This is a genomic window from Paenibacillus sp. FSL R10-2734, assembly GCF_037963865.1.
GTDB lineage: Bacteria > Bacillota > Bacilli > Paenibacillales > Paenibacillaceae > Paenibacillus_AQ.
In genome coordinates, this window is record NZ_CP150170.1 from 5,632,667 (window position 1) to 5,658,514 (window position 25,848).

Genomic DNA, 25,848 nt, shown 5'->3' on the forward strand with positions numbered 1-25,848 from the left:
GATCTGTACTATACTGTACCTATTATACACATAGAGAATGGCACAGTACAACCTATTCATGAGCTTGAGGATTCCATTTATCTCCTTGTATACAGTTACCAAAGAAGAAAATGTTTGATCCATAAAAAGTAATCGTTGTTGGACAAACTGGGCAGATGGATAGAGGATATTCCCTTAAGAAAAAAGGAAAAATATGTTATGATCTAGATATGAAAGGGGATGGTATTATGCAATTTCTTTTTATACTCGCGGTTCTCATTCCTGCGGTGTGGTACTTCGCAGCTCTAGGTAAACGGATATCTGCAGAAGAAAAGAAAGCCGGAAAAGATCTCTCGGATGAGATCAATCCTTTTACGGGTGGAAGATAGCTTTAATTCCCCTGCTTCGCGGGGGTATTGTTAAAGCCCACTGGCTTTAGCTAGTGGGCTTTTTTGTGAATCTAGGGGATTTATACCCTTCTTTTCGCCAATTCTGCGCTTTCCACGGGAATCTAGGGGATTTATACCCTTCTTTTCGCCAATTCAGCGTTTTCCACGGGAATCTAGGGGATTTATACCCCTCTTTTAGCTAATTTAGCGCTTCCCACGAGAATCTAGGGGATTTATACCCCTCTTTTCGCCAATTCAGCGTTTTCCACGAGAATCTAGGGGATTTATACCCTTCTTTTCGCCAATTCAGCGTTTTCCACGGGAATCTAGGGGATTTATACCCTTCTTTTCGCCAATTCAGCGTTTTCCACGGGAATCTAGGGGATTTATACCCCTCTTTACGCCAGTTCGGTGCTTTTCCCCGGAAAATTCCAATCTAGTAACTTAAGGGCGCAACCCCAAATCTATGATCTTTGCGTAACTCTAGTTTCTTCATTCCATTTAGATTGCCACTGTTCCAATTTTGCTTTTCGCACAGCTTCCAGACGCTTAGTCTTCTCCTCATCAACCCCAATAATAAAATGCAGATGTGCCGCGATGACCGTAAAGGCGAATAGTGACCAGACCACTCCAAAACCAAATACCCAGCTGGGTCCATTCGCAAGTGATAGCTTCGGCAGTGCATACAAAAGCATAGCTAACGCCAGCAACAGATAGACACCATGTTTAAACTTGTTTCTTTTTCTCATAACTAACAACTCCTTCGTAGACAAGATATTCGATTGAATCTATATCTCTACTCTATGAACATGAAGTCCGTAATATGAGACAAGTCCACTAAAAAATATACTTCTATTCAAAAATATACAGTGAAAAACATAAAATAGTATGCATTTATGTAGCTAGCAGAGCTTATATATGAGATGATAATTTCATTTAGGGAGGCGATTTCGAATTGAATGCAATTTATAATCATACCGAATACATAATTCGAAAAAAAGTATTTTCGATCATGGGTGCGAAGCTTCATATTTATGATAACGCGGAGCAGCTTGTGCTTTATTCGCAAATGAAAGCTTTTAAGTTGAAAGAGGATATTGCGTTGTTCACTGATGAGTCTATGCAGAAGGAACTTCTGCGCATAAAAGCCCGCAGTGCGGTCGACTTTAGTGCTACTTATGATGTACATGATTCGGAGACTGGCGAGCATGTTGGTGCTCTACGCCGTAAGGGACTTAAATCCATTTTGAAAGATGAATGGACGATTCTCGATCGTCATGATCAGGAAATTGGAAAAATCAAGGAAGACAGCACCGCGATGGCCCTACTCCGCCGCTTCATTTCTATTATCCCTCAAAAATATAATATCGAGATGGATAATGCAACGATTCCGACTTTCAAAACAAACTTCAACCCATTCGTTACAAAAATCATCGCTGACTTTTCCGACGATCCCAAAGGAATGCTTGATCGCCGCCTAGGTTTGGCTGCTGGTATTCTTCTCTGCGCAATCGAAGGTAAACAAGATTAGCTAGTGTACTTATACACTAGCCACAAAAACAAAGAGGGTGTCTCCAATGCCAAACGGCTTCGGAAACACCCTCTTTAGATTGTCACTGCTGAAGCTTTCTACGTAAACCTTCGCTTAATAAAAGCTTTTATTCGCCATACAATTGCGACAAGCTCTCGGTAATGATTTTGTTTACATCCTCGATTACAACACTCAGACGGCGTTCAGCATCGAACAGACGGCGAATCCCAAGATTCTGGTTAAGCACCTCGAATAATTTCTCCATCTTCTCCATTTCTTCCTGTGGAGGCATATCTCCGCTCATCATCCGTTGTTGAAGCTCCAATTGGCCATTACGGAAATTGTCGAGCATCGCTTTTGCTTCGGGATCTGTTTCTACCAGCTTCATCGCATTGGTGATATCCGCTACCTCGCTGCTTTCTTTAATGGCTTTCGCCAGTTCATGTGCTTTGTCGTGAATACTCATTATGATTCCTCCTAAAAGTTTTGTTAGCATATGCTTCTCAAGAGTTACTTCGTACAAAACTCACTTCGAAAGCATATGCCTAAGTTTTGTTAGCTACTGCTTCCTGAGTTACTTCGTACAAAACTCACTTCGAAAGCATACGCCTAAGTTTTGTTAGCAGCTGCTTCCTGAGTTACTTCGTACAAAACTCACTTCGAACGCGCTGCTTAAGTTTCCAAATATCAACTCATCCCATACTTGTTTCGCTTCTTGGGCCAGACTTTTGAAATGATGTGGCAAGGTTTTTAAAGAGTAGGTCAATCACCAAGGGTCATATGTCTCCATATGATGAATGATGTGTAACCCTTAGCTACCAAATTGCCGGCATCATGCTGCCTACCGGAAGGAGATCCACCGATGTCCCAATTCAAGATCCCGGTCCATACGGTCCACTCGGGCATCCTGCAGGAAAACGCTATAATGCTTGGCGAACGATCCATGAAAAGACTCAAAATCCCGGCTCACGGAACGCTCCAGCTGGCTTTCGGCTCTTTCCGGCAGGAGGTTACCATTATCCCGGCCCCCAAAGCCGACAGCCTACGTGTAAGCGAAGGACTGGCGCGGCGGACCGGATGGAAACATCGACAAACCCTCAACGCCTCTTACAGCTCCGTAAGTCGTACCTTGCGACTTGGACCGTTAATCGGTGTACTCGTCAGTCGTGACCATCCTGATAATCTCGACAGACTGTTTGGACCCATTACCATGTTCTGTCGAGAATTAACAAATGCCTGCCACGCACAAGGCGCCTATGTATATTTCTTTACCCCGGAAGCGCTGGAAACAAGCAGCTCTTCCATCCAGGGCTGGGTATACAACGAGGGTTGGAGGAAAATGAGTCTGCCCATCGCCGATGTAATCAACAATCGGCTAACGACGCGAAAGGTGGAGAACAAACCTAGCGTACAGCATTTTTTGGCGGATGTAAAATCACGGTATGGAACGCATTTCTTCAACGAAAAATTTCTTGACAAGACAGAAGTATTTGAAGCTTTAGCGCATGACCCTACCCTGCAGCGATATTTACCGGAATCGCATGCTTTGAACGGTTTTGCTGTAGTAAAGAAGATGTGCAGCCAATATCCAAGTGTATTTCTAAAGCCTGTACGAGGCAGTCTCGGCAAAGGCATTCTCCGAATCTCCAAAGAAGAAGGTGGAGGCTACCGTTTGTTGTCTACTACCTCATTAGGCACACGCAAGCAAAGCTATACGACTTTAGCTAAGCTGTACCAGTCCATCGCTCCCAAGATGAAGACAACACGTTACCAGATTCAACAAGGATTACCTTTGATGGAGCTCGGAAGGCGGCCTGTAGATTTTCGGGCACTTGTACAGAAGAACGGCAGTGGAAAATGGGGGGTTACCTCCATTGTCGCTCGCACCGCAGGAAGTAATCATTTCGTCTCCAATTTAGCAAGAGGTGGCAGTCTCAGCACTGTCCGCGAAGCCGTTAGCAAGAGTAGTCTTCCTGCTGGCACAAAGGATAGCGTACAGCTTCAGCTGCCGAGAGCAGCACTTGCTATTGCAAGAGGGGTAGAAACCTTTATCCCTGCTCATTTCGGAGAGCTCGGAATCGACTTGGCACTGGATCAATCCGGACGTATATGGCTCCTGGAGGTTAATTCCAAACCTTCCAAGAACGATAATACACCGCTAAACGATCAAAAAATCAGACCGTCCGTCAAGCAAATGATTCTATATTGCCGTTATTTGGCCGGTTTATAAGGAGGACACAATGACTGAAACAGCTATGGGGTTCCTCGGTATAATGACGGGTCGTCGACATGGGAATCCTCCGATCGCCGAACCAGAATTTTGCAGTCATTTATGCCGGGCAGCTCCGCGATATAACCTCAAAGTCCTCGTATTTCATCCGGACGGAGTAGCGGCAGATGGGTCATCTATAACCGGTTATACATGGAAAGATGGAAGCTGGTACAATACGACTTCTCCGCCACCAGATATTATTTATAATCGCTGTTTTTACAATAGTCCGAAAGAAAGAAAAGAAGCTTCGTCTGCCCTTTCTTTTCTTCACCGCTCTCTACCTTGGTCACGGGGGTTACCTGATAAATGGGGCGTATACGAGATCTTGAAGCGTAACCGAAGAGCAGCTATTTTACTGCCGGAAACTGTACTCTATACCGGTACACGCAAGTTAAGCACTATGCTCGCTGAAAGAGAATACGGGGTCTTTCTAAAACCCAAAGCAGGCTCTCACGGCAAACGAACACTACATGCCATACTGCAGAACCGAAGCTCTGGAGGAGGCATTAGATTACGAGGGCGCGATGGGTCAAATACACCCTTTCAATATGTATTTAGCTCGCAGGATGAAGGACTGAACTGGATTCATGAATTTATCGGCACACGCCGCTATATCATACAGCCTTATTTGCACCTAACTAATTCTAAGGGGCAACCGTTCGATGTGCGTGTATTGATGCAAAAGAATGGCCTCGGCCGCTGGGATCTTACTGGAATGGCCGTTCGGCTGGGTAACCCTGGTTCACTGACTTCGAACCTGCATGGCGGTGGAACAGCGGTTCCTCCCTTGCCCTTTTTACTTGCAGAATATGGTCAGGACGGAAAAGACATCATGCAGGAGCTTGCTAAAGAAGCTGCATACTTGCCTCCTCTTCTGGAGGCCGCATGCGGTAGACTTGGAGAACTCGGCCTAGATTTCGGTATTGATTCTAGCGGTCGAATTCATTTACTAGAAGCAAATTCCAAGCCAGGGCGCACGGTATTCCGGCTGACGGGCGACCGCCGGGCTGCTAAGCTCGCCGCCGAGAATCCACTGTCTTATGCGCGCCATCTGCTACACACACAGCGACGGATACCATCTCTATCTACGGACAGCTCCGTTATAAACGGGAGAATGATAACAATGGTTCCTAAGGAGGATTCATAAATGAGTCTCACTTTTTGCAATGTGCATTTCACTAAGCAGCCCCAAAGAGTTGTATATGTATCAGGTGCACTGATGAAAAGCTTGAAGTTAACCGGGAAGAAGAATATACGCCTAAGGCTCGGTAAAGATGCCATCCCGACCATGATCAAGCCCATCAAGCGCGCCGGAAATCATCTATTCCTCGCCACTGGTGTAAAGAGTGCTATCAAGGTTCCGAAATCTGGGGGTATCTATTTACGCAATCTGCAAAACGACGAAGTACAGCTTGGTCCTTTAGTCGGTGTATTGTCCGACGGACCAGCATCTTCAGCTCAGCCCTTCGGTTCTCGCACTGGCTTTATAAAGCAATTGCTGCGAGAAGGCAGTAACAAATGTTATATATTTGCCTTTATGCCGCGTGATATTAACTGGCAACAGGAGCAGGTCTATGGTTATTTCTTAACCGCAGGCGGCAAATTCGAGCGAAAGATGGTTCCGCTACCTGATGTCGTCTACAATCGACTACCCAGTCGGAGAGCTGAAACTTCACCCTATATCAACCAGCTACGCGAACGCTTTATGCGCAAGAAAATTCCTTACTTCAACTGGAGCTTTTTCAATAAATCCGACATCTATCGGTTACTAGAGAATGACGGAGCTGCAAACCGTTATGTACCTGAAACCCACAGCAATCCCTCTAGTGAAAAAATGAGAGAAATGCTGGAGCACCACCACTTTGTATACTACAAGCCTTCTGCAGGCAGTCTGGGACACGGAATTTACCGACTGACCTATCTGCCTAAGAAGGGATACTTTGCCCGTTACCGCAAAGGAGGAAAAAACGTACTACTGCGCTTTACAACTTTTGACAGCCTCATGCGTATGCTTCGTTCGCGGCACGGGCAAGGTCTTCAAAATTATATCGTACAGCAGGGAATACGTTTGATTGAAATTGATGGTTGCCCTATTGATTTTCGATTCCATATGCATAAGAACGGCAATAATCAATGGATCGTAGTCGGCATAGGTGCTAAAAAAGCCGGCCGAGGCAGTGTCACCACTCACCTTAAAAATGGGGGAGCCTTGCTTACACCTGGGCAGGCACTCGGGCGTGTATTCGGTGGCAGAGCAGATGAAGTATTGCAGCGTGCGAAGAGTACAGCCGTCAAGCTGGCAGAATCCTTAGAAATCCAGCATCGTCATTTGCTCGGTGAAATCGGCTTTGATCTCGGCATTGATCAGGATGAAGACATCTGGATGTTCGAGGCCAACGCCAAACCAGGACGTTCCATCTTCCGTCATCCTTCCCTGCGCGCTGAGGGCAAAGCTTCCATCGAGCACATTTTGGAGCATTGTCTATACCTCAGCAAATTCCGCAGGAGGGATGAGATGTGAGCACCCACATTCCGGATGAATCAAAACCCGTTATTGCCATACTGACAACCAGTGACAAAGTAAGGCATTTTAATGGCAACCGCAATAACTTCCGGGACATTATTCGCACAGGCAAGGAACAGGGATTTCTTGTCTACGTCGTCACCGTCCGTGACTTGAAGCTTGAAGAACGAATGGTGAACGGATATGTCCCATCATCTAACGGAAAAATATGGTACTGCGTCCCTGTACCTCTTCCTCAAATCATCTATAATCGAATCCCCACCCGTGAGGATGAAGAAAAACCTGCTGTCGTACGCAAAATAGCTCAATGCCTGGAACATCCAGGCATTAAGCTATACAATCCATATTTTTTCAATAAATGGAATCTATTCGAATGGCTGAAGGGCTCGCACGCCACCTCGAAGCATGTTCCAAAAACGAGACGTTTACGAAGCGCAAACACGCTTACCGCCATGTTAAATAATCATACCAGCCTCTATCTTAAACCAGAGAATGGCAAAGCAGGCAAAGGAATTATGCGTTTAAAATACCGTGCAGATACCACTTTGCCCTATCGACTGCAAATTCAAAGCGGCAAAAAAAATGTAACATACAAAGCCGCTTCAATTGAGCGCCTCTGGGCAAGGATCGGAATAGAAAAAGGAACCTCTCGCTACATCGTACAGCAGGCCATTGAGCTGGCGACTCACAGAGGACGACCATTTGATCTACGTGTACTTCTGCAGAAAAATGGCAGAGGCGGTTGGGGAATGACCGGCATAGGTGCGCGTTTAGCCGGTGCCCGCAGTATTACCACTCATGTACCTCGCGGCGGCAGTATAGAGGAGCCATCCAGCATGCTGGAAAGCACATTTGGAACCGAAAGAGCAGCCTCCATCCTAAAAAGTGTACCTACAACTGCTCTGTTAATCGCTAGGCAAATTGAAAGAGCCTCTGATTCTATGCTTGGGGAGATGTCGATGGACCTCGGTGTAGATGAGAACGGAGGACTCTGGTTCTTTGAGGCAAACTCCCGGCCGATGAAATTTGATGAGCCTGCGATTCGCAAGCTTTCCTTGGAGCGAATCTTTCAATACGGGCAGCACTTAGCACGCCATTCTAAATAGAACTCATTAAAGGATGTGACACAGCATGCAGATATCCTCCATCTATGACACTGATGATAAAAAATGGAAGTCGCGGCTAGCCGGACTGCTTGAGTTTATAAGAGAACATGGGGAGCGGCGAATTACAAACCAAGCTTGCAAGGTACTGGCCCGATTAACTCCAGATCAGTTGTCAGAGCCAGGTGTCTCGCTGCTAGTCGCCACCGTACGCGGTCAAAACGGCCGCCAGCTAGCAGGAGTAAGCTTCGTATCCAGTTTTGGTGAAGAAGCCTGTCTCGTTGCTGTGCACCCTTTATACCGTAATAAGCATACCGGCACCGCCCTTATGGCCGCTCAGTTAAAGCGCCTTGGACGTCTGGAATGCTGTGTTGCCAGCGATAATACTGCCAGTCTGAAGATGTGCTTCAATGTTGGCCTTGCCGCAGTGGCGCTTACCAGTGGCCCTACTGGCAAGCCAACTTTATTGATCCGGTCACCAAATAATACCCTTAGCACTACCATTTCTCCACAAGAAGGTGAACTCCTGTGCCAGAGCCCGTCTTAGGCATTCTTACTTTGTATTTGAATGAAGCCAAGCAGCTTGAAGAAAAGGCCGTGTACCGGAGAATGATCATTGAGGGCAATCGAATCGGCTTGGATGTTTTTGTGTTCACACCCATGGATATCCATCCCAGCAAAGAGCAGATCCATGCCCTTGTCTTTGATCCCAAAAGCGGGAAATGGTCACGCAAATGGCGTTCCTTCCCGAACATGATTTATGATCGTTGCCGTATCCAGCGCAGCGAACGCTTTCAGCAGTTGCTTCGTTTCCGTGAACGTTACAAACATCTCCTGTTTCTGAATCGTCCACTGCGCAACAAATGGACCATTCACCAGACGTTCTCGCAAAAGAGCCGTTTTCGGCAGCATATGCCGGAAACAGTACTGTATCACTCCTCTGCCGACCTACATCGAATGTTAAAGCAGAGCCCGGTACTCTATATCAAGCCAGCAAACGGTACAGGTGGACGCGGTATCCTTAGAATTGAGCGGGTAAAGGACAGTAAAGGTGTATTTGATATCCAAGGTCGTCGCCAAGACCGCCGGATTATTCCACCTCGAAAGGTCTCTATCTCTCGATTGGATTCCATCGTTCGACAATGGTGTATTGGTGGACGTTTCCTCGTCCAGCAGGGTATTCCGCTACGCCTACCTGGCGGACGGTTCCATGATTATCGCATGCTTGTTCAAAAGAATGGGCAAGGTGTCTGGGAGCTGACAGGCATGGCAGCAAGGGTCGGTGCCGCCCGAAGCGTAACCTCCAATCTTCATGGCGGTGGTCGCGCGGTTCGAGCGGAAACGCTGTTGAAGGAATGGCTGGGTAATCAAGATAAGACCGATAAGGTCATGCGAACTGCCGAGAAATTAGGACTTGATGCCGCTGCCTTCCTTGAAGAAAGTTTCGGAGCCTTATGTGAGCTCGCACTGGATCTCGCCATTGATCGCGAAGGAAGAATCTATGTGCTGGAGGTTAATCCAAAACCTGCTCGTGAAGTGTTCGCCCGATCAGGGGACGGCAGCACATATCGTAAAGCCTTAGTACGTCCTATGGAATATGCATTGTGGCTTTACAATAACAAAGGGGCCCCTGCTACAGCCAAGACAACTGAGGAATAAACAAACAATATAGAAGCCATCAAAAAGACGTCCCCCGCTCGTATCTATACGGAGCAGAGGGCGTCTTTTTGATTGATAAAGGTTCCATTTATTCATATGCTTTTTTATTAATTGTTGCTGAATATTTCTTATTGTTTATATGTAATGTTTATTTTTTTCATATACAATAATTATATGTATAAAATACCTTCAAATCGGACTTGCAAAGGAGTTAATGATTACAATGAATAGACCTATACGTTTTGGGATCATCGGAAGCGGCTGGCGGGCAGAAATGTATCTTAAGCTAGCCCACCTGCTTCCGCAGCAATTTCAGGTAAGCGGAGTATTTATCCGTAACCGTACCAAATACCAGCAGCTGATCGAGAAATGGAACCTTACCGTATACAGCTCGATGGAACAGCTTGCGGCTGAGAGTGATTTTGTGGTTCTGGCGGTGTCCAAGACCGCTGCCTCCTCTCTGTTGCTGGAGCTTTCAGCTCTGCAAATACCTGTGCTGGCTGAAACGCCTACCGCCTCAACCCCAGCTGAATATGAACTACTTCGCTCCAGTGCCATTGATTTTTCGCTGATTCAGGTTGCCGAGCAATATCCGCTGCTGCCTCACCATCAGGCAAGAACCGCCTATATACAATCCGGGCAGTTGGGTCAGGTAGGCCATGTTCAAGTCTCTGTAGCGCATGGTTATCATGGCATCAGCCTGATCCGTAAATGGCTCTCGATCACTGGCACAGCATGCGAAATCACTGCCCGCCGGCTGGAGGTTCCCATCATGGACTACGCCTACAGGGGCAGGGAAGCCGAAGATGCCCTGAAGACAGAGCAGCAGGATATCGCGATTATGGTGTTTCCGTCCGGCAAAAGCGCCGTGCTCGACTTCACCCGCTCCCAATATTTCTCGCCACTCCGTACCAATAGAATACTTATCCGCGGTTCACATGGGGAAATTCGCGATAATGAGATTATCCGCCGCCTGGGAACCGAAGAGACTGAGCATATGACCATTAGACGGATTCAAAGCGGACAGGAAGGCAGTCTGGAAAATCTCTCCTTGCATGAATTACGTGCAGGACAGCTTAGTCTATTTCAGAACCCTTTTCATCCCGCTCCCCTGTCTGATGAAGAGATAGGGATAGGACAAGCCTTATTGAATATGTCCAGCTTCCTGCGCACAGGAACTTCTGTATACTCTTTAGCGGATGCTTTAACGGACGTTAGGCTGTCTTTCGCTGTCGATGAAGCTATTTCCTCGGAAGGTACAGTTACTTTGAAGGATGAGTTTATTCACGCAAAATAAACTAAACCGACTTCGACGTTCATATCCGTACCTTTTCTATTCTGCTATCTGAAAATTTAGTATTTCATGCGATAAAACTTTCATGCGGACACCAGAGACGTTATTTGCGATAATTTAGTTGTTTTTCGCTATTAGCGGACTCCAATGCAGTTATATCACTAAAATGGTATGTTTTCCTACCTATTTATGACCAATAACGTCTCTCGAGTCCGGAACTCGCTCAAAATGAACTGAAATACGCAAATAAGTGCATCTGGGTCCGTATGCAGGCACACATGTTCATTTACACCTTTCTTCACACCTCGAAAACAAACAGATATCCCACCTTTTTTTCAGAGATAAATCCCATGATTCTATTCATTCAAAGCAATTATCGGCTATAATCAGTGGATTTCCCCCTTCAAAAAAAAGCCGCCCCATAAGTGGCATTCGCCACTTTTGAGACAGCTCCTGATCTTTTCAGATTCACGAAAGAAATGAATCTATAACTATTCCTGCCTTATTAGGGTCAATTCCTGCTCCATTACACTGAACCCGGTAGGACGATGTATGGACAGCACGGGATTGCCGACAGGGTCAGGCGGTAATTCAACATATAACGTCTGAATATCGCCTGGGGATAAATCCGGAATCTCCTGCTTAATTACACATCCGTCCGTATGTGAAACAGAAAGCGTATATCCTTTAACAGTATAGCTTGGAATATCGTCTCGGCATTTCAGCGTAACCTCAAGCCCACCGTCCTTCCATACCGGTTCCTCTGACAGCAGAAGCGGAGATGAAACTTCGCGAAGTGCTGCATAGGATGGCTTCGCCTGATTGTAAATGTCCAGGGAGCCATGCACTCTTTGCCGAAGTCTGCCGGTCCCTTCTTCTCCCATTTGCGTACGGTAATCGTTCAGGCTGAAATAGATTAACGCCGCAAATTGCGGATAACGCCGGTAAATCTCTGTTTTATCTCTTAGTATACTTATTCTTCTGGCATCCCCGCCTTCATATGCGGGTTCGCATAGACCATACTCAGCTATAACGATTGGCTTATCCGGATAATCAGCAATGATCTGCCGAATGATCTCTTCTTCATCGAGATCGCCGTGCCAGGTTCCAACATAATCATTCCACATCAACAGATCTCCGGCACCTGTGGCATCAATCGCAGGATTAATTTGTAGCGTATTGCTCACATAATTAACGAGTCGCGAAGGATCGAGCTGCAGAATCTCCTGCTTAAGCTGCTGCATGTACTGAAGTGTTACCTTGGATTGACCGTCCATTTCATTCCCCATCCCCCAGGCAAAGATGCACGGATGGTGGGAATGATTCAGAATCATCTCCTTCGCTTGAGCCATGGCCTGCTCGAAGGTGATCTTACCCGGCTCAGCCGGCTGCCCCCAATGCGGAATCTCCTCCTGTACCAAGAGACCGTTACGGTCACACCAGTCCAGCAGCTCATTTCCCTGCTGCCAGTGGAAGCGGGTAATGACGCAGTTTGCCTCTTTCAGCTTCACCAGCATAACCGTAAGATCCTCTAGTCGTTCTGCCATTCCAACCTCAGGATGAGAGCCCGGCATCCACTCCACACCCATCAGCCGGACGGGTTCGCGGTTCAGCCATAGCTCATGCCCTTTAACCACAATCTCACGGAAGCCAAAAGAGCGAACTACCCGGTCTTGTACCTGATTCCCCGTACGCAGCACAATCTCAAGCTGGTATAAATGCGGATGGTCAAAATGCCATAAATCAATTTCCGGCAGCAAGATGTCAGCAATTGACCATGAGAGTACTCCAGCCTGCACCATTTCGGTCCCTTGCCATATCTTCGCTCCATTCCGGTAAATGGCGATATCCGCGCTGACGGCATCCCCCGGTTCACAAAGTTTGATGTGGGCGGCTATTTTTCCACCTGTTTGTCCGCCATCGTCAGCGAAGCAAACCTTAGGTTCCACCAGGATGTGCTCAACGGACACTAAGCCCGTTACGATCAGCGTTACCGGCCGGATCATGCCTCCGTCATCCGCCCAGTCAAAGCTGTTGCTCATTGGCAATGCCTCATCACTGTTGCTATTGTCCACTCTAATCACAAGCCGGTTCTCGGCAGCGATAAGAATATTCGGGGTAAGCTCCACTTCAAACGGCGTATATCCAGAATTGTAATGGCTGGCGGCTTTGACACCGTTCACCCAAATATCCGTATCGCGGTAGACCCCTTCAAAGGCGAGACGTATCCGTCTGTTCGCCCACTCATCAGGAATATTTAGAGTTTGTTCATACCAGCCTGCCCCGCGGTATTCCTCAAGACCTTCCTGCACATTCCATGTATGAGGAACGGAAACCAAAGCCGGAGATGGCAAACCGTCAACTTGCCACCCCTCCCGTTCACCTTGGTTCAGAGGATCAGGCTGGAAATTCCAGCCCGCCTCTAGTCTCACAGTGTAACGTCCTTCTTTGATCAAGATATTCACAACCTTCCGCCTGAGTTTGTATCCCTAACCAATCAGTTCGCTTCTGCACTGCATAACCGGTGGTGAATCATTGCCCCCTGATGATTCGGCTCCATTTCCAGAGCGATTTCCAGCTCTCTCGCAGCTTCATCGACACGGCCAAGTCCAAGTAGCCCCAGTCCCCGCATATACCGGCAGTGAATCACATTACGACGATCCAGATCATCCTCAAACACCAAGAAGTCCGGAAGGGATACCGCAAAATAGTCAATTTTGATCTCATCAAAAATATGCTTTTCCGCATAATCGATCAATTTATTGAATCGGCGTTTGGCTTCCTTTTCGTTATGGAGCTTCATCCAAGCGAGACCTTGATAGAAGATCATTTCCGGCGGCTGATCGTTGTAGTACATCGCGCTTGTCGGCTCCTCCAGACCCTGTGAAGCAGCGGTGTAACTCTCCAAGGCCTCCTTCCCCATCTTAAGGCCTTCATATGCCATACCCAGATAATAGTAAATATTGTTCTCCTGGGCACCATCTAGCTTACCTTCACCCAGATTGAGTGGATATACCAGCGCTTGCTTTAAGTGGGTAACAGCTTCCTCGTAACGTCCTGCATGCAGATGTTGTTTGCCAAGCTCGGTATGGGCGAATTTATACTGGCCGGTTACTTTACCTTCTCCGCCTTCCCAAGGGTGGAAATTCCGTGAGCTTAATGCTGCTATAGCTTCATCATACCGCTCAAGATTGTTAAGTAGCGTAACATATTCAACAAAAAGATCATCCCGCTGTTCCACCTGACTACGCTTAGACTCCAGAATGTCGAGGCGCTCAAGTGAGGTCCAGGCCAGCTTCTTGCGGAGCTGATCCAGTTCAAACAGAACCCGCACATCTTCCGGAGAGCAGGCATAGGCTTGCTCCAACGCCTCCATTGCCGCCTGAGGATTCCCTTGCTTATTGTAATAAGCAAGTCCGAGGTTCCGGTGAACCGTCGCAAAATCTCCTCTAAGTTCACGTGAACGCTCCCAGCTTGTGATCGCCTCCGTCTGACGTTTTTTATCATAATAGAAGTTGCCTAGATAATAGTAAGCCTTGTCATCTTCCGGGCTGGCCTTGACTGTACTCTCCAGCAGGGCAAGCTCGAACAAGGTATTCGGGAAGCAATACGTCGGATCAGCAGACTTTCCGGCAAGACGCTGCTCTTCAGCTTTCTTAGGCTGACCCGTAAGTGCATACAGCTCGCCAAGAGCGTAATGTAGCATCGGATACACGGATTCCCCACCCTGAACAGCTCTTTCAGCTACCGTAATCGCCTCTTCCAGAAGACCGCTGTTCATATAATCAGAGATCAGGTTGAGATAGTTGTGCGCGTCACCCCGCATCAGCTGATTTAATCCCGCTAAAACTTCTTTTGCAGCAGGATGTTCCAGCGCCCCGAGTGCCAGTACCTGCTCATTATATGCGCCAAAGTCAGCAACATCGAGTCCGGTTGTTTCAAGGGCAAATGCCTGTGCCTGATCAAAAAGACCAAGCTTGCGCAGCATAGCAGCCTTCAGATTACGGGCTTTGTAGTTGCGTGAATTGCGGATCAGTGAGCGTTCCACCAGATCAAGCGCTTCGGTATACTCACCCTTCTGACTGGCAATTTGCGCAAGGGAGAAGTATCCCGCATCCTGCCATGCTGCAGACCATACCGCTTTGTGAAAAGCAGTGTATGCCTCCTCTAGGCGATTCTGACCACGCAGTGCGACACCCAGCTGGTAATACGCTTCACTGTCATACGGGTTGGGATTTCTCCACGTCAAACGTTCAATGGCTGCACGGAAATACTGCTCACTCTCACAGTACAAGCCCCGGCGGAGCAGCAACGTTCCATAAGCCACATTCAGCCGGATATCCCCTTTGTCTCTTTTTAAGCCTTCCAGATAATAATCCTCTGGCTCAAAAGTGGCATGCCGATATTGCTCCAGATGCAGACCTGCCAGATACAGCTCTTCGGTCGAGCGCAGTTCATGCGGCTCTGCGAGCGGCCTCGCGGCATCAGGGACCTGCTCAATATCCGGACGTTTCGGTTGATACGCGATTAACACCCTGCCATCCGCAGCTCTGACGGTCAGCTTCAAATCATGCTCCTGCTCACCTGAATCCAGCGATATGATCTCTTTAAAAGCGTCATTCGGAGACAATTGCACCGTTTGCTCCATATATTTCCGGCTTGCTCCCTTCAGCTCCACCTTTGCCTGCTCCATTAGTGAGGTTGTATACACTTGGATAACGGCTTGACCGGCTTCGGCATCTACCTCCAAGTTAACGGCTGCTTCGATTGAAGCATTCTTCACTACACCGATGTTTTTGTAGGGCATGAAATATTGAGTGAAGGTTTTCTCCTCATACGGCTGCAACCAGGTAAAGTCAGGTTGGTTGTCTGTGTATACGCCCGTCATGAGCTCAATGTATGGACCGTCTTCGTCCGTCAATTGACGATCCCAAGCTTGTCCGAACTCCCCGTTCCCCCAGGTCCATTGCTTTTTGCCTGGTGAAATATGGTGATTGGCCACATGCAGCAGTCCTGCCTGAACACCATGGTCATATCCGCCGACAAAATTATAATCCGATTTATAGGCCATATACGAGGTTGGAACCGGAATGTTCTTGTAGCGAGAAATATCTACACCTTCAGAATAATCCTGTTTGTAATAAGTTCCGGTAGCGATTGGAAAACGGGATACATCGCGCTTGCCATGGTCAAATACAGCCGTTACGTCAGGAGGAAAGACCGATTGTGTATCGTCATTTACCGCTACAGCCGGATTAGCCCACCAGAGGAAAGTTTGCGGCTCCGCTGTCCGGTTGTACAATTGAGCATTAATTTCCAGATAAGCCTTGCCGGGATACAGCTTGAAGCCAGCGGTAACCTTGGTGCCGTACATCCGATCAATTTCGCTGACCCAAACGGTAGCGCTTCCATCTTCGGTTTGTTCGTATCGGTATTCTACCGGACCAAAAGTGTTGGGCCGGTGATGCTGCGGCCAGTTAAATTCAATACCACCGGAAATCCACGGTCCTGCCAGACCCACTAGTGCCGGTTTGATCACCCGGTTATAGTAGACGAAATCGTAGTTATTGGTTTTGTCTAACGCCCGGTAGATTCTTCCGCCAATCTCCGGCATAATTTCAATCCGGACATATTCATTTTCCAGAATCACCAGCTTGTAATTCTTATCGACCTTCACATCCGAGATGGACTCAATTACTGGATGAGGATACACGCGACCAGTGCTTCCTTGATATACCCTTTTCTCCAGAAACATAGGATTGGGGTCAGCCGCTCCAGCCTCATACGTAGGGATCAGCACACTCGTTTCCCATACATGAACATTGCCGGATGCCGCCACACTAACCTCTGGCTTTTGATTTATTGTTTTTGAATTCATGTTCTCATTAGCCTCCCTTGCCTTAATAGTTATACTTTAGCTTCTGGCGGAGGAGGTTCCAATTGACGAAATGCGGGAAGTGATGGATTATATTCTTATTCTGTATATTCCCCTCCGTTCCTTTTCGATTTTTGTTAAATTCTTATGTTCAGCCTATATAGAAACTATATGAGGAGGTACTGAAATGACAGGTGGAAATATTAAAAAACCTGAAGGATTCATGAAGGAAAAGCTATACGTACTCCCTGATTACTGGATGAAGGAGCTGGAACAGGAAGGACTAACTTCTTCTTTGTATATAACGGACATCGGATATTTCCCGAAGGCCGAGTACCATTTCAGGGAGCGTCCTGAAGGCAGCCCTGCGCATATTTTTATTTTTTGCGAAGCGGGAGAGGGTTGGGTTGAACTTAATCAAGGGGAACGGATGATACTACGTGAAGGGGATATGATTGTTATCCCACCTGACACACATCATAGGTATGGTGCAATGCCGGAGAATCCATGGAGCATTTACTGGTTTCACTTTAAAGGAGAACATGCAACACGACTCGTGCATTTGTTCGGCTTGTCCGCTACTCCACTCACTCTTTCTCCCAGCGGTATCGCTAGGTTTATAGAATGGTTCCACCCTGCCTACGAATTGCTTGCCGAGCGGACGTACGCTCTGACCACCCATGTTCATGTAGCCCAGACCGCAAGACAGCTGCTGTCCGGAATTGGAATCAACAGCAATAAATCCGCGCAGGAAAAGAAAAGAGAAAATTATCTGGAGCAAGCCATACAATATATGAACCAGCATATGGGCGGTTCCATACGGCTTACAGAGCTTTCCAGACATGTTGGGCTGTCGCAGCAGCATCTGATTCACTTGTTCAATCTCGAGACGGGAGTTCCTCCGATTGAGTATTTCCTGCGGCTAAAGATCCAGCGTGCAGGTCAGCTCCTGGACCTAACCGAGCTTAGCATCAAGGAAATCAGCTCTGCCGTAGGCATTAGCGATCCTTATTATTTCTCAAGGCTGTTTAAGAAAATGTCTGGCTTCTCTCCCTCCCATTACCGTAATATTCCAAAGGGATGATCGCCCTCGCCAAGCGAAATATCCAGCTCCCAGCGATATCTCTTTGTATTGAAGATTTTGATTAAATGATCCAAGGCGCTAGAAAGAAAAAGAGAATAGTGGTACCCACACAGATAAGAAGCAAAAGTTCTAAATTCTTTTCAAATAGATGTTTTATAAACCAAAGATAGCTCACGATACATAACAAAAAAACAATAATATAAAAAAATAAAGAATCATAATGAGTAACAGTAAATATGTCTCCACCACCAATAGAAAAGACTATACCTATAACTAAAAACCACATTCCCACTCCAAGTGCAGCGCTTAAGGCAATAAAAAAGAAACTCATTATCATTTTTTATACTCCTTCGACTTGCTTACTGGTTCCATACACATAGAAAGGAATAAATTGTAAATAACCCCTTCCAATAATTTATCGGATCATCTCCTTTGTTTATGTATATCTTTATTAGCTTTAAAAGCCTGCACTTACATTTGAAATCTTGACAATAAAAAAGACAAACCTCATCTTAAATGAGGTTTGCCTTTTATTCGTATACTAAATGTAAAACGCGATATTCCTATTCGCTAACGGATGCATTGTCGTACAAGTCTATCAACTCATCGAAGGAGGTAATAATCACATCGGAGCCCTTCAGCTCATCTTGACGACCAAAGCCTGCATACGCACAGCCGATGACAGTTTGTCCATTTCCTTTGCCTGCCTCAACATCAGACGAGCGATCGCCCACCATCCAGGCACTTTTGATTCCATGATTGTCGAGCAAAATGCGTAGCAATTCTGTCTTCGTCGCAGTCCCTTGACCACCCGCACTATACAATCCTTCGAATAGATCTTTAAGCTCATGCACCACAACTATACTGTGAATGTACTCCTCCAGCCCATTACTAGCCACAAACAGCCGCACTCCTCGCTCTTTTAGCGCAGTCAGTGTTTCGACCACCTGAGGGTACAGTAAAGTACCTCCTGCTTCAAGTCCTTCGACCTCTAACTGCAATAGCAGTTCATCTGCACGGCGGTGCACAGCCTCATCTGATTCGGGCATAACCTTCTTCCAAATGTCTGCCAGTAGCATCCCTAAGCTGCTTAGAATACGTTCTTCCGGTGGTGTCGGTCCAGTATATAGTCCCTCTTCACGCAAAATATCGAACATTTTATGATATGCAGGCAATAAAAGACTTTCAGTCTGGAATAGTGTTCCATCCATATCAAAAACAATCGCTTCCGGCTTGTTCAACTTCGAGTGAACCGTGTTCAGTTCTGTTCCTTGTACTTCATTACTCATCTGTTGTTCCTCCCCATTCTCTTTTGCTTTAGGTAAGCACATTCATCTGCACGAAATTTCCAGTACAAGCCTTATGATATATGAAATCACTTCGGAATGTCCATGCTCTCCACATTTCTAGTTGAAACATAAAGATGAGCTATGATCGATTGCACATTGCTAGTCTAAACAAGAGGCAAGTAGACAGTAAGTTTCCTATTATACTATCCCCTCTTATTCATCCGCACCTTTCGCTGAACTAGAGAAACCTGCGTGAGTACAGTTTTTGAGCAGATATTCTCTTCATTAAATCCTAAACCTGTAAATGTGCAGGTATATTCTCACTTATAGCTCGGTGACATCATCTGAAGTAAGAATAACTGCAGATTTGCAGGAATTATCGCTTTAGCCCTCCACGTATCATTAGAAAATGTACTTTTGCAGGTTTATTCATCGGTAATCGTTACAGAATAGTCAACCATCAGCATCTTTGAGCTACACCGTGCTGCTTGTACCCTTGATCGTTCCTTATATTTACGTAAAAAAAGAACCGGCAGCATGCACAAATCGTGTTTGCTGTACCGGTTCTATTTTTAGGAAAAATGTGTGAACAGTAGATTATACTCTGTCAAAGCTAGAGATTAGCTCATCAAGAACATCTTTACTTACCATTTTACCTTTGAAATTAATGAGGTTCTCTGCGCTTCCGGAGAAGATACAAGTAGGCTCGTATTTTCTAAGAATAATCTTTTCTCCATCTACAAAAATCTCGAGCGGGTCTTTTATGTCAATTCCCATCGTTCTACGTAGTTCAATGGGAATTACGATACGTCCCAATTCATCTACTTTTCTTACTATGCCTGTCGCTTTCATCATCGTACATCCTCCCTTGAAATTACATTAATAATCATTTTTGCTAAAAGCTTATGTAGGCTTCTATGTGATAGTAATGATTACGCTATACTCTAATATTAAAGTGCTATTCTTTCCCTGTCAATTTTATTTCTACAAAATATGATATTTATCGACAATTATTCGACAAAAATATGTACGGTTTCGACAAAATGCTGTAAAGCCATCCAAATTATTCGTCTTGAAATTAATAAATATTCAACATTGCGTTTACAAATCAGCTTGCGGAGTAACCCTTTTGATATCCTCTTTTACCCAATACATCAAGTCCGGAAACACTCCAGTGTATATTAGAGCGAATGATACGTTTAATAGATTTAATACAGACTATTTATGCTTTATGCATCTACTTTTTTCGACATTCTAACTCTCTACTATGCTCTGATTTAATATAAGTATGACATATTATTAATAGAAAGATCAAATATTGGATAAATTTAGCATAATTAATTGAATTTAATTACAAAAAAAACCGACCAGTAATCTATCTCTGGTCGATTTACTATACCCTGATTGCAAGCTTACAAAGTAATCTCAAACAGTCTCGCTATTTTTCCTTGTGGGAGAACCACCGTCAATACCCCGGCCGATGGATATAGCTGTATTTCGTACAACTATTCTCGTGATTTACTGCCCTCTAGGTCGATTCTCTAGTTTTTAGTTGCATAGAATACACTTAAATTCAGAATGGTCCGTTTTAGTTATAAAATAATTGTAAAGAATGCAGTTATTTCACTCATTTCGCAATCCAACGAGATCACTCGCTTCATTTTATTAAAGTTGCTTCTCCGTGACCCTGCCATTCGCATCGATAACTGCATTATAAGAGAGGGTATTCATTAGCTTGATTGTCTTCCTATTGTAAGAATCGTCCATAAAGTTGGGCTGGCCACCTATAATTTTGACTGGCGTAATCTTACTCGTCACCTTGGCATCATTAATCTCAAAGTTCACCAGCATCGAGTGAAGTGTCTTCTCTCCCCCACGTGTAGAACGATTAAATACAAAGTTTCCAAGTGAATAATAGATAGGTTTGTTTTTATAGTATTCGATGCCCATCAGGCAATGGCTGTGAGCGCCGAGTATGATATCTGCACCACTATCAATCATCTGTTTGGCTAGCGTGCGAGCGTACTTCTCAGGGTAATCCTTAAACTCTTCATTCCAGTGAATATACACAATCGTGTAATCATTCTCCTTAGACATCTTCTGAATAGCTGTAAGCATAGGCTGCGAGGTGTACGCTGAGGCGGCTCCAGGTCTATTCTTACCAGCATGCCATGAAGGGCCTGAAAGCACTCTGCTTACGCCTAAGATCCCGATCTTCTTCCCCTTTACCGTCTTTGTATACGGTTTGAATGCTTCAGCCTCATCTTTACCTGCACCAGTATGGCCAATCTTGTTTCGATCCAGATGCACTAGCGTGTCGAGCATGGCGTCTTTTCCGTAATCCAAAATATGATTATTAGCCAAGGACACGCCGTCAATCCCAGCATAGGTTAAGCCACCCAGCACTGCTGGTTTGGACCTAAAGGCAAAGGTTTTCTCTGCTGCCTTCCCACGAATAGACACGGGCATTTCCAGATTCGCGAAGGCGATATCTGCCTTTTGCAAGGTAGGTGCGACTTTCGCAAACGGAAAGTTCACTCCGTATTTGGTGATCTGATCACCGACAAAACCGTCCAAGAGAATATCACCGGCAAAAGCAAGCTTTATAGGCTCTGAGGATGGCGAAGCTGCACTGGATGCAATGGCTGAAGGAAATATCAGTGATAACATGAGTGTAATGAGTACTAATCTGCGCAAAACATTCGATCCGAATCTCAAAAAATTCAGCCTCCTATCAACAGTATGTTATCTATTTTAGCTACTATTCTAGCATACTGGAAATAGATTACTAAATTAAGAGTAGGAAGACCTGTTATTCCTTTGATTTTTTCAAAACAGCCCTGAAGCAATGTAACCCACCCCACAAATCTGTATACACAGCATCAGAAGGCAACTCGAAATCGGTCTCCCCCCAATACTGAAATCCAGCTTGCAGCAGTAGATCATTCATAAGACTTAGGTTTACCGTCGGGTAATCAAACGTTAGCACGAGTAGCCCTTCTTCGTTCAACGTTCGGTGAAATTCCCGTAAAGTGCCCACCGTATTCTCTAAGGTCAAATGCTCCAGCACCGATATGCAAAAAATAGTGTCAAAGCTCTCATCCTCATAAGGCAGCTCTGTAAGATTGGCTTGAGCAAAATGTAAGTTGTTAGTTCTTCTCGCGATAACCTGCTTCGCCGCTTTTTCCCCGATCTCATCTGTAATTGTATCTAGAATGGCCTCCCGGTAAATAACCCTGCTGTCCATATCGCAAGCATAGACCTCTGCACAAACCCCAGCTAAATAAAACTTCAAGGGATGAGGAATACCACAAGCTGCATCCAGCACCACACCATGTGGAGAAATGAAGTTAATACACCACTCATATTCAAAGGGACGGCTCCACCAGGATTCCGGAAAATCATAAATTAACTTCTCACGACGAGCATCAGAGTTTACAAAAAAACGCGAGACAAAGGGATGTGTTGGCATGGCCAGGACTCCTTTTTAACGGAATTTTAGGTAGTGAGAGTATATTCATGATTTGCTGATTCATACCATAACCTTACATTGAGCGAGACAAACCTAAAAAAAAACGGCTGCTCCCTTAGGAACAGACCGTCGTTAAATATTATTTATACAAAACAGATTCTCTAAGAGGATTCACGGGAAGCAATTACTGCTTTGCGAATTCCGAGTCAGTAATAGCCCAGCATCCCGCTCCGCCAGTAACAACTACTTTCGCCATGACCGGGTCTCCTTTTCATGACCTATAACTAGCTAAGGATCGCTTCAACTTGTTTCAAAGTATCCTCGGTGAGCTCTATTCCAGAAGCTTTGACACTCTCTTCGACCTGCTCCGGACGACTGGCACCCACCAGCGCACTAGCCACATTAGGTTGACGCAATATCCAAGCTAAAGCCAGATTTCCTACGGAAATATTCAGCTCCGAAGCGACTCCGCTCAATTGACGAACCTTGTCAATCTTCTCTTCCGTAATCGCCTTCTTCAGCCGATCCAGCTTAGCTGCGCGACTATCCTCAGGAATATCGGTGTTATACTTTCCAGTTAACAAACCTTGAGCTAGCGGAGAAAATACAACCTGTCCAATACCACGGCGCTCGCCGAGCGGAATGATTTCTTTTTCAATATAACGTTCGAACATATTATAAATCGGCTGATTAACCACGATATGATCTAGCAAATAGCGATCTGCTACAGCTAACGCTTCCGTCATTTGCGCCGCAGTCCATTCACTAACTCCGACATAATACACCTTACCCTGACGAACTAGATCATCCAGCGCACGTAAGGTCTCTTCAATTGGAGTTTCCGTATCAAAACGGTGGCAATACATTATATCCACGTATTCTACTCCGAGACGCTTCAAGCTGGCATGGCACTGCTCAGTGATATGCTTACGGGATAAACCACGGTCGTTAGGACCCGTTCCCATTTCGCCAAATACTTTAGTTGCGAGCACATAGGATTCTCTCGGATAGTTTCGCAGAGTCTCGCCTAGTACTTTCTCAGCAGCACCCTTTTCGTAAACATTTGCCGTATCAAAAAAATTCACGCCTAGGTCGTAAGCGGTTTCAATGGCTTTAACAGCATTATCTCTTTCTACGTATCCTCCGTATGTCAGCCAGCTTCCCAAGCTAATCTCGCTAACTTTTAGGCCAGTTCCACCTAATCTACGATATTTCATAATAACTGCTCCTCTCCATAGTTCCGTGTTATGATTTCGGCACGTTGCCTAACGCACATATTCATTCTAGAATAGTTTGTATATAATAGGAAGAAGTGAAATTTAGTTTATTATATGATCTCTAGAGTAGTTACTATACTAGAGTATAGTGGCACCAAAACAGGAGGAGATTCCTTGGATACAGCTAAATCTACCAGTAATTATATCCCTAAAACCCCACTTACTATTGAATGTAATGTAGAAAAAACACTTGAAGTATTGGGCGGAAAATGGGCTTTTCTTGTGCTAAGGGAGCTGTTTAATGGCACCCAACGCTTTGGAGCACTACAGCGAAAAATCACTAATGTTAGCCCCCGTGCGTTAACTAGTACGTTGCGCCATTTAGAGGAACACGGTGTGCTTGAGCGCAACGTATTTCCTACCGTACCGGTTACAGTGGAATATTCATTAACTCCAAAAGGTGAGGATTTACATCAAATTTTGAAGGAAATGAAGCTATGGTCGGCCAAATGGACGTAGCTTTGGTAGGTTAGGCTGCGAACTGATTTATAAAAGAGGCTGTCCAAAAAGTAGAAAATTCTACTTATGGATCAGCTTCTTTTTTTATTAATAGACTATATAACGGATTCTTACTTTAACCCATGGAGTAATTAGTTATGATGAACGAAAGGCAGCCCCTGTTCGCACACCGTAGGTTAAAATGGAAGTTGAAGGACAACCATTTCAGAGCTACATGCGAAAGGAGCTGTTAATATGAAGAATACCATAAAATACGTAGGTTTGGATGTATCAAAAGAAAAAATTGCGGTGGCGATTGCAGATGAGGGTCGAGAACCCGCACGATATTATGGAGCCATATCTCATACCCCAGATGCTGTGGCTCGAATGATTCGGAAAATCAAAGGTACAGGGATTACACTGGAGGTCTGCTATGAAGCCGGGCCTACGGGGTACGACTTATATCGCTGGCTGACGAAAATGGGGATTTCCTGCGTGGTAATCGCACCTTCGCGTATGCCACAGCGTCCCGGCGATGCTATAAAAACCGATCGACGGGATGCTGAAAAACTGGCTCAACTGCACCGCGCAGGAGAATTGACTGCGATCCATGTGCCGACTCCTGAACTCGAAGCCTTAAGAGATCTCATTCGTGCACGAGAAGATGCTAGGCAGGACTTACATCGGGTTCGGCAACGGCTCATTCATTTTCTGTTGCGTCACCAAATTCACAAGCCAGAAGGCATGAAAAAACGTTGGACCAAAAGGTACCGGGAATGGCTGTCTATGTTGAAGTTTAATAATGTAGCTCAAGAAAAAGTTTTCGCGGAATCCCTGCAACAGCTCCGGGAAGTGGAGGAGCGAATCAAGCGACTTGAAGCCGCAATGCGAGAAGAAGCACAGATCTGTCCATACGCACCTGTCATTCAAGCGTTGCAAGGTCTGCGGGGAATTGCCCTGCTGACGGCTATGACTTTAGTTGTCGAGATTGGAAATTTTGAGCGTTTTCGTTCACCGGCTCAGCTCATGAGTTACCTGGGACTAGTGCCACGGGAGTATTCATCGGGAGCAAGTACCAAAAGAGGAAGTCTTACAAAAACCGGAAATTCCGGTGTGCGACGTGCACTGGTGGAGTCCGCATGGAGTTACCGTCACCGTCCTGCAGTTAAAGGAGATTTAGCAGTGCGCTTAGAGGGTCAGAGTGCTCATGTCCATGAAACGTCGTGGAAAGCCCAAGAACGGTTACACAGCAAGTATTTAAAGTTAGTCAGACGTGGGAAACACCGAAATTTAACTATGGCTGCGGTAGGTCGTGAGTTAGTTGGATTCATCTGGTCAATAGCGGTAGATGCAGAACGGAAAATGGCGTAGGTGAAATGAAAAAAACACAAAAAGTATACCCAAAAGATTTGAATTCTTGGGGCATGGAGACAAAGAGAAAGGTACGAGGAGAATCCGTGAATTCCCTATGCACAGGATCCCAGATCTGACGTGCGAAATTAGTTTGCGGAAGCTCCTTCGACGTAGGCATAATATGTGGTAACCAACCCACGGATAGCAGATTGCCAGCCGACGACTCGCATTTTGTCTCTGTGCCCAAGGAATTGAAAACCCTTTGGTTTAAAGGGGAAAACAGGGGTATTGACTAATTCGTTCATAGCA

At 45.7% G+C, this 25,848-nt stretch carries 22 protein-coding genes; 12 read left to right on the forward strand and 10 right to left on the reverse strand.

Annotated elements, in window-relative coordinates; genetic code table 11:
- The first annotated feature begins 227 nt into the window (after positions 1-227).
- The gene (locus tag NSS67_RS24570) at positions 228-368 is read left to right on the forward strand and encodes a hypothetical protein (protein ID WP_339316288.1); all 141 of its coding nucleotides are present in this window, start codon (positions 228-230) and stop codon (positions 366-368) included.
- Between the two features lie 464 nt (positions 369-832).
- On the opposite strand, the gene NSS67_RS24575 is transcribed toward NSS67_RS24570, so the two are convergent.
- Positions 833-1,117: a hypothetical protein gene (locus tag NSS67_RS24575; RefSeq protein ID WP_339316289.1), complete on the reverse strand. Its 285-nt coding sequence runs from the start codon at positions 1,115-1,117 to the stop codon at positions 833-835.
- A gap of 206 nt (positions 1,118-1,323) precedes the next feature.
- Between NSS67_RS24575 and NSS67_RS24580 the strand changes: the two genes are divergently transcribed.
- The gene (locus NSS67_RS24580; RefSeq protein ID WP_339316290.1) at positions 1,324-1,899 is read left to right on the forward strand and encodes a hypothetical protein; all 576 of its coding nucleotides are present in this window, start codon (positions 1,324-1,326) and stop codon (positions 1,897-1,899) included.
- Positions 1,900-2,026: 127 nt separating this feature from the next.
- Here NSS67_RS24580 and NSS67_RS24585 read toward each other — a convergent pair whose 3' ends face one another.
- Positions 2,027-2,365 (reverse strand): YlbF family regulator, encoded by a 339-nt coding sequence (locus NSS67_RS24585; RefSeq protein ID WP_339316291.1) that lies wholly within the window; start codon positions 2,363-2,365, stop codon positions 2,027-2,029.
- A gap of 396 nt (positions 2,366-2,761) precedes the next feature.
- On the opposite strand from NSS67_RS24585, the gene NSS67_RS24590 reads away from it, so the two are divergent.
- From NSS67_RS24590 to NSS67_RS24620, 7 genes are all read left to right on the forward strand, one after another.
- Positions 2,762-4,129, forward strand: a complete 1,368-nt coding sequence (locus NSS67_RS24590) for a YheC/YheD family protein (RefSeq protein WP_339316292.1) — start codon at positions 2,762-2,764, stop codon at positions 4,127-4,129.
- A 10-nt stretch (positions 4,130-4,139) separates the two neighbouring features.
- Positions 4,140-5,318 carry a YheC/YheD family protein gene (locus NSS67_RS24595; RefSeq protein WP_339316294.1) on the forward strand — a complete coding sequence of 393 codons (1,179 nt, stop codon included), beginning with the start codon at positions 4,140-4,142 and terminating at the stop codon, positions 5,316-5,318.
- Positions 5,319-6,692 carry a YheC/YheD family protein gene (locus NSS67_RS24600; protein ID WP_339316295.1) on the forward strand — a complete coding sequence of 458 codons (1,374 nt, stop codon included), beginning with the start codon at positions 5,319-5,321 and terminating at the stop codon, positions 6,690-6,692.
- The gene (locus tag NSS67_RS24605; protein WP_339316296.1) at positions 6,689-7,801 is read left to right on the forward strand and encodes a YheC/YheD family protein; all 1,113 of its coding nucleotides are present in this window, start codon (positions 6,689-6,691) and stop codon (positions 7,799-7,801) included. Before NSS67_RS24600 ends, NSS67_RS24605 begins: the two co-directional genes overlap by 4 nt.
- Before the next feature lie 25 nt (positions 7,802-7,826).
- Positions 7,827-8,345, forward strand: a complete 519-nt coding sequence (locus tag NSS67_RS24610) for an N-acetyltransferase (RefSeq protein ID WP_339316297.1) — start codon at positions 7,827-7,829, stop codon at positions 8,343-8,345.
- Entirely contained in the window at positions 8,327-9,457 is a 1,131-nt protein-coding gene (locus NSS67_RS24615; protein WP_339316298.1) for a YheC/YheD family protein, read from the forward strand. The genes NSS67_RS24610 and NSS67_RS24615 overlap by 19 nt, the downstream gene beginning before the upstream one ends.
- A 223-nt stretch (positions 9,458-9,680) precedes the next feature.
- A complete protein-coding gene (locus NSS67_RS24620) occupies positions 9,681-10,754 on the forward strand; it encodes a Gfo/Idh/MocA family oxidoreductase (RefSeq protein WP_339316299.1) in 1,074 nt (357 codons plus the stop codon).
- A gap of 488 nt (positions 10,755-11,242) precedes the next feature.
- On the opposite strand, the gene NSS67_RS24625 is transcribed toward NSS67_RS24620, so the two are convergent.
- On the reverse strand, positions 11,243-13,216 hold the full coding sequence (locus NSS67_RS24625; protein ID WP_339316300.1) for a sugar-binding domain-containing protein: 1,974 nt from the start codon (positions 13,214-13,216) through the stop codon (positions 11,243-11,245).
- Positions 13,217-13,248: 32 nt separating this feature from the next.
- Complete coding sequence (locus NSS67_RS24630) at positions 13,249-16,629, reverse strand: DUF5107 domain-containing protein (protein ID WP_339316301.1); 3,381 nt, start codon at positions 16,627-16,629, stop codon at positions 13,249-13,251.
- Positions 16,630-16,813: 184 nt separating this feature from the next.
- On the opposite strand from NSS67_RS24630, the gene NSS67_RS24635 reads away from it, so the two are divergent.
- Positions 16,814-17,710: a helix-turn-helix domain-containing protein gene (locus NSS67_RS24635; RefSeq protein ID WP_339316302.1), complete on the forward strand. Its 897-nt coding sequence runs from the start codon at positions 16,814-16,816 to the stop codon at positions 17,708-17,710.
- 61 nt (positions 17,711-17,771) lie between these two features.
- On the opposite strand, the gene NSS67_RS24640 is transcribed toward NSS67_RS24635, so the two are convergent.
- The 6 genes from NSS67_RS24640 to NSS67_RS24665 form a co-directional block, all read right to left on the reverse strand.
- Positions 17,772-18,047 (reverse strand): hypothetical protein, encoded by a 276-nt coding sequence (locus tag NSS67_RS24640; protein ID WP_339316303.1) that lies wholly within the window; start codon positions 18,045-18,047, stop codon positions 17,772-17,774.
- Positions 18,048-18,273: 226 nt separating this feature from the next.
- Positions 18,274-18,999 carry an HAD hydrolase-like protein gene (locus NSS67_RS24645; protein ID WP_339316304.1) on the reverse strand — a complete coding sequence of 242 codons (726 nt, stop codon included), beginning with the start codon at positions 18,997-18,999 and terminating at the stop codon, positions 18,274-18,276.
- A gap of 597 nt (positions 19,000-19,596) precedes the next feature.
- Positions 19,597-19,854: an AbrB/MazE/SpoVT family DNA-binding domain-containing protein gene (locus NSS67_RS24650; protein WP_042125931.1), complete on the reverse strand. Its 258-nt coding sequence runs from the start codon at positions 19,852-19,854 to the stop codon at positions 19,597-19,599.
- Between the two features lie 810 nt (positions 19,855-20,664).
- On the reverse strand, positions 20,665-21,717 hold the full coding sequence (locus tag NSS67_RS24655) for a CapA family protein (RefSeq protein WP_339316305.1): 1,053 nt from the start codon (positions 21,715-21,717) through the stop codon (positions 20,665-20,667).
- A 94-nt stretch (positions 21,718-21,811) separates the two neighbouring features.
- Positions 21,812-22,471 (reverse strand): class I SAM-dependent methyltransferase, encoded by a 660-nt coding sequence (locus NSS67_RS24660; RefSeq protein ID WP_339316306.1) that lies wholly within the window; start codon positions 22,469-22,471, stop codon positions 21,812-21,814.
- Between the two features lie 284 nt (positions 22,472-22,755).
- Positions 22,756-23,688, reverse strand: coding sequence for an aldo/keto reductase family protein (locus NSS67_RS24665; RefSeq protein ID WP_339316307.1), 933 nt, complete (start codon positions 23,686-23,688; stop codon positions 22,756-22,758).
- 174 nt (positions 23,689-23,862) lie between these two features.
- On the opposite strand from NSS67_RS24665, the gene NSS67_RS24670 reads away from it, so the two are divergent.
- Together NSS67_RS24670 and NSS67_RS24675 are read left to right on the forward strand one after the other, a co-directional pair.
- A complete protein-coding gene (locus tag NSS67_RS24670) occupies positions 23,863-24,207 on the forward strand; it encodes a helix-turn-helix domain-containing protein (RefSeq protein ID WP_339316308.1) in 345 nt (114 codons plus the stop codon).
- Between the two features lie 234 nt (positions 24,208-24,441).
- Positions 24,442-25,557, forward strand: a complete 1,116-nt coding sequence (locus tag NSS67_RS24675) for an IS110 family transposase (protein WP_339315492.1) — start codon at positions 24,442-24,444, stop codon at positions 25,555-25,557.
- Positions 25,558-25,848 lie beyond the last annotated feature (291 nt).

Excerpts from the sequence above, each read along its gene's own strand:
- NSS67_RS24570 (WP_339316288.1), top strand. The coding sequence starts at position 228 with ATGCAATTTCTTTTTATACTCGCGGTTCTCATTCCTGCGGTGTGGTAC.
- NSS67_RS24575 (WP_339316289.1), bottom strand. The coding sequence starts at position 1,117 with ATGAGAAAAAGAAACAAGTTTAAACATGGTGTCTATCTGTTGCTGGCG.
- NSS67_RS24585 (WP_339316291.1), bottom strand. The coding sequence starts at position 2,365 with ATGAGTATTCACGACAAAGCACATGAACTGGCGAAAGCCATTAAAGAA.
- NSS67_RS24590 (WP_339316292.1), top strand. The coding sequence starts at position 2,762 with ATGTCCCAATTCAAGATCCCGGTCCATACGGTCCACTCGGGCATCCTG.
- NSS67_RS24595 (WP_339316294.1), top strand. The coding sequence starts at position 4,140 with ATGACTGAAACAGCTATGGGGTTCCTCGGTATAATGACGGGTCGTCGA.
- NSS67_RS24600 (WP_339316295.1), top strand. The coding sequence starts at position 5,319 with ATGAGTCTCACTTTTTGCAATGTGCATTTCACTAAGCAGCCCCAAAGA.
- NSS67_RS24610 (WP_339316297.1), top strand. The coding sequence starts at position 7,827 with ATGCAGATATCCTCCATCTATGACACTGATGATAAAAAATGGAAGTCG.
- NSS67_RS24620 (WP_339316299.1), top strand. The coding sequence starts at position 9,681 with ATGAATAGACCTATACGTTTTGGGATCATCGGAAGCGGCTGGCGGGCA.
- NSS67_RS24630 (WP_339316301.1), bottom strand. The coding sequence starts at position 16,629 with ATGAATTCAAAAACAATAAATCAAAAGCCAGAGGTTAGTGTGGCGGCA.
- NSS67_RS24635 (WP_339316302.1), top strand. The coding sequence starts at position 16,814 with ATGACAGGTGGAAATATTAAAAAACCTGAAGGATTCATGAAGGAAAAG.
- NSS67_RS24640 (WP_339316303.1), bottom strand. The coding sequence starts at position 18,047 with ATGATAATGAGTTTCTTTTTTATTGCCTTAAGCGCTGCACTTGGAGTG.
- NSS67_RS24645 (WP_339316304.1), bottom strand. The coding sequence starts at position 18,999 with ATGAGTAATGAAGTACAAGGAACAGAACTGAACACGGTTCACTCGAAG.
- NSS67_RS24650 (WP_042125931.1), bottom strand. The coding sequence starts at position 19,854 with ATGATGAAAGCGACAGGCATAGTAAGAAAAGTAGATGAATTGGGACGT.
- NSS67_RS24660 (WP_339316306.1), bottom strand. The coding sequence starts at position 22,471 with ATGCCAACACATCCCTTTGTCTCGCGTTTTTTTGTAAACTCTGATGCT.
- NSS67_RS24665 (WP_339316307.1), bottom strand. The coding sequence starts at position 23,688 with ATGAAATATCGTAGATTAGGTGGAACTGGCCTAAAAGTTAGCGAGATT.
- NSS67_RS24675 (WP_339315492.1), top strand. The coding sequence starts at position 24,442 with ATGAAGAATACCATAAAATACGTAGGTTTGGATGTATCAAAAGAAAAA.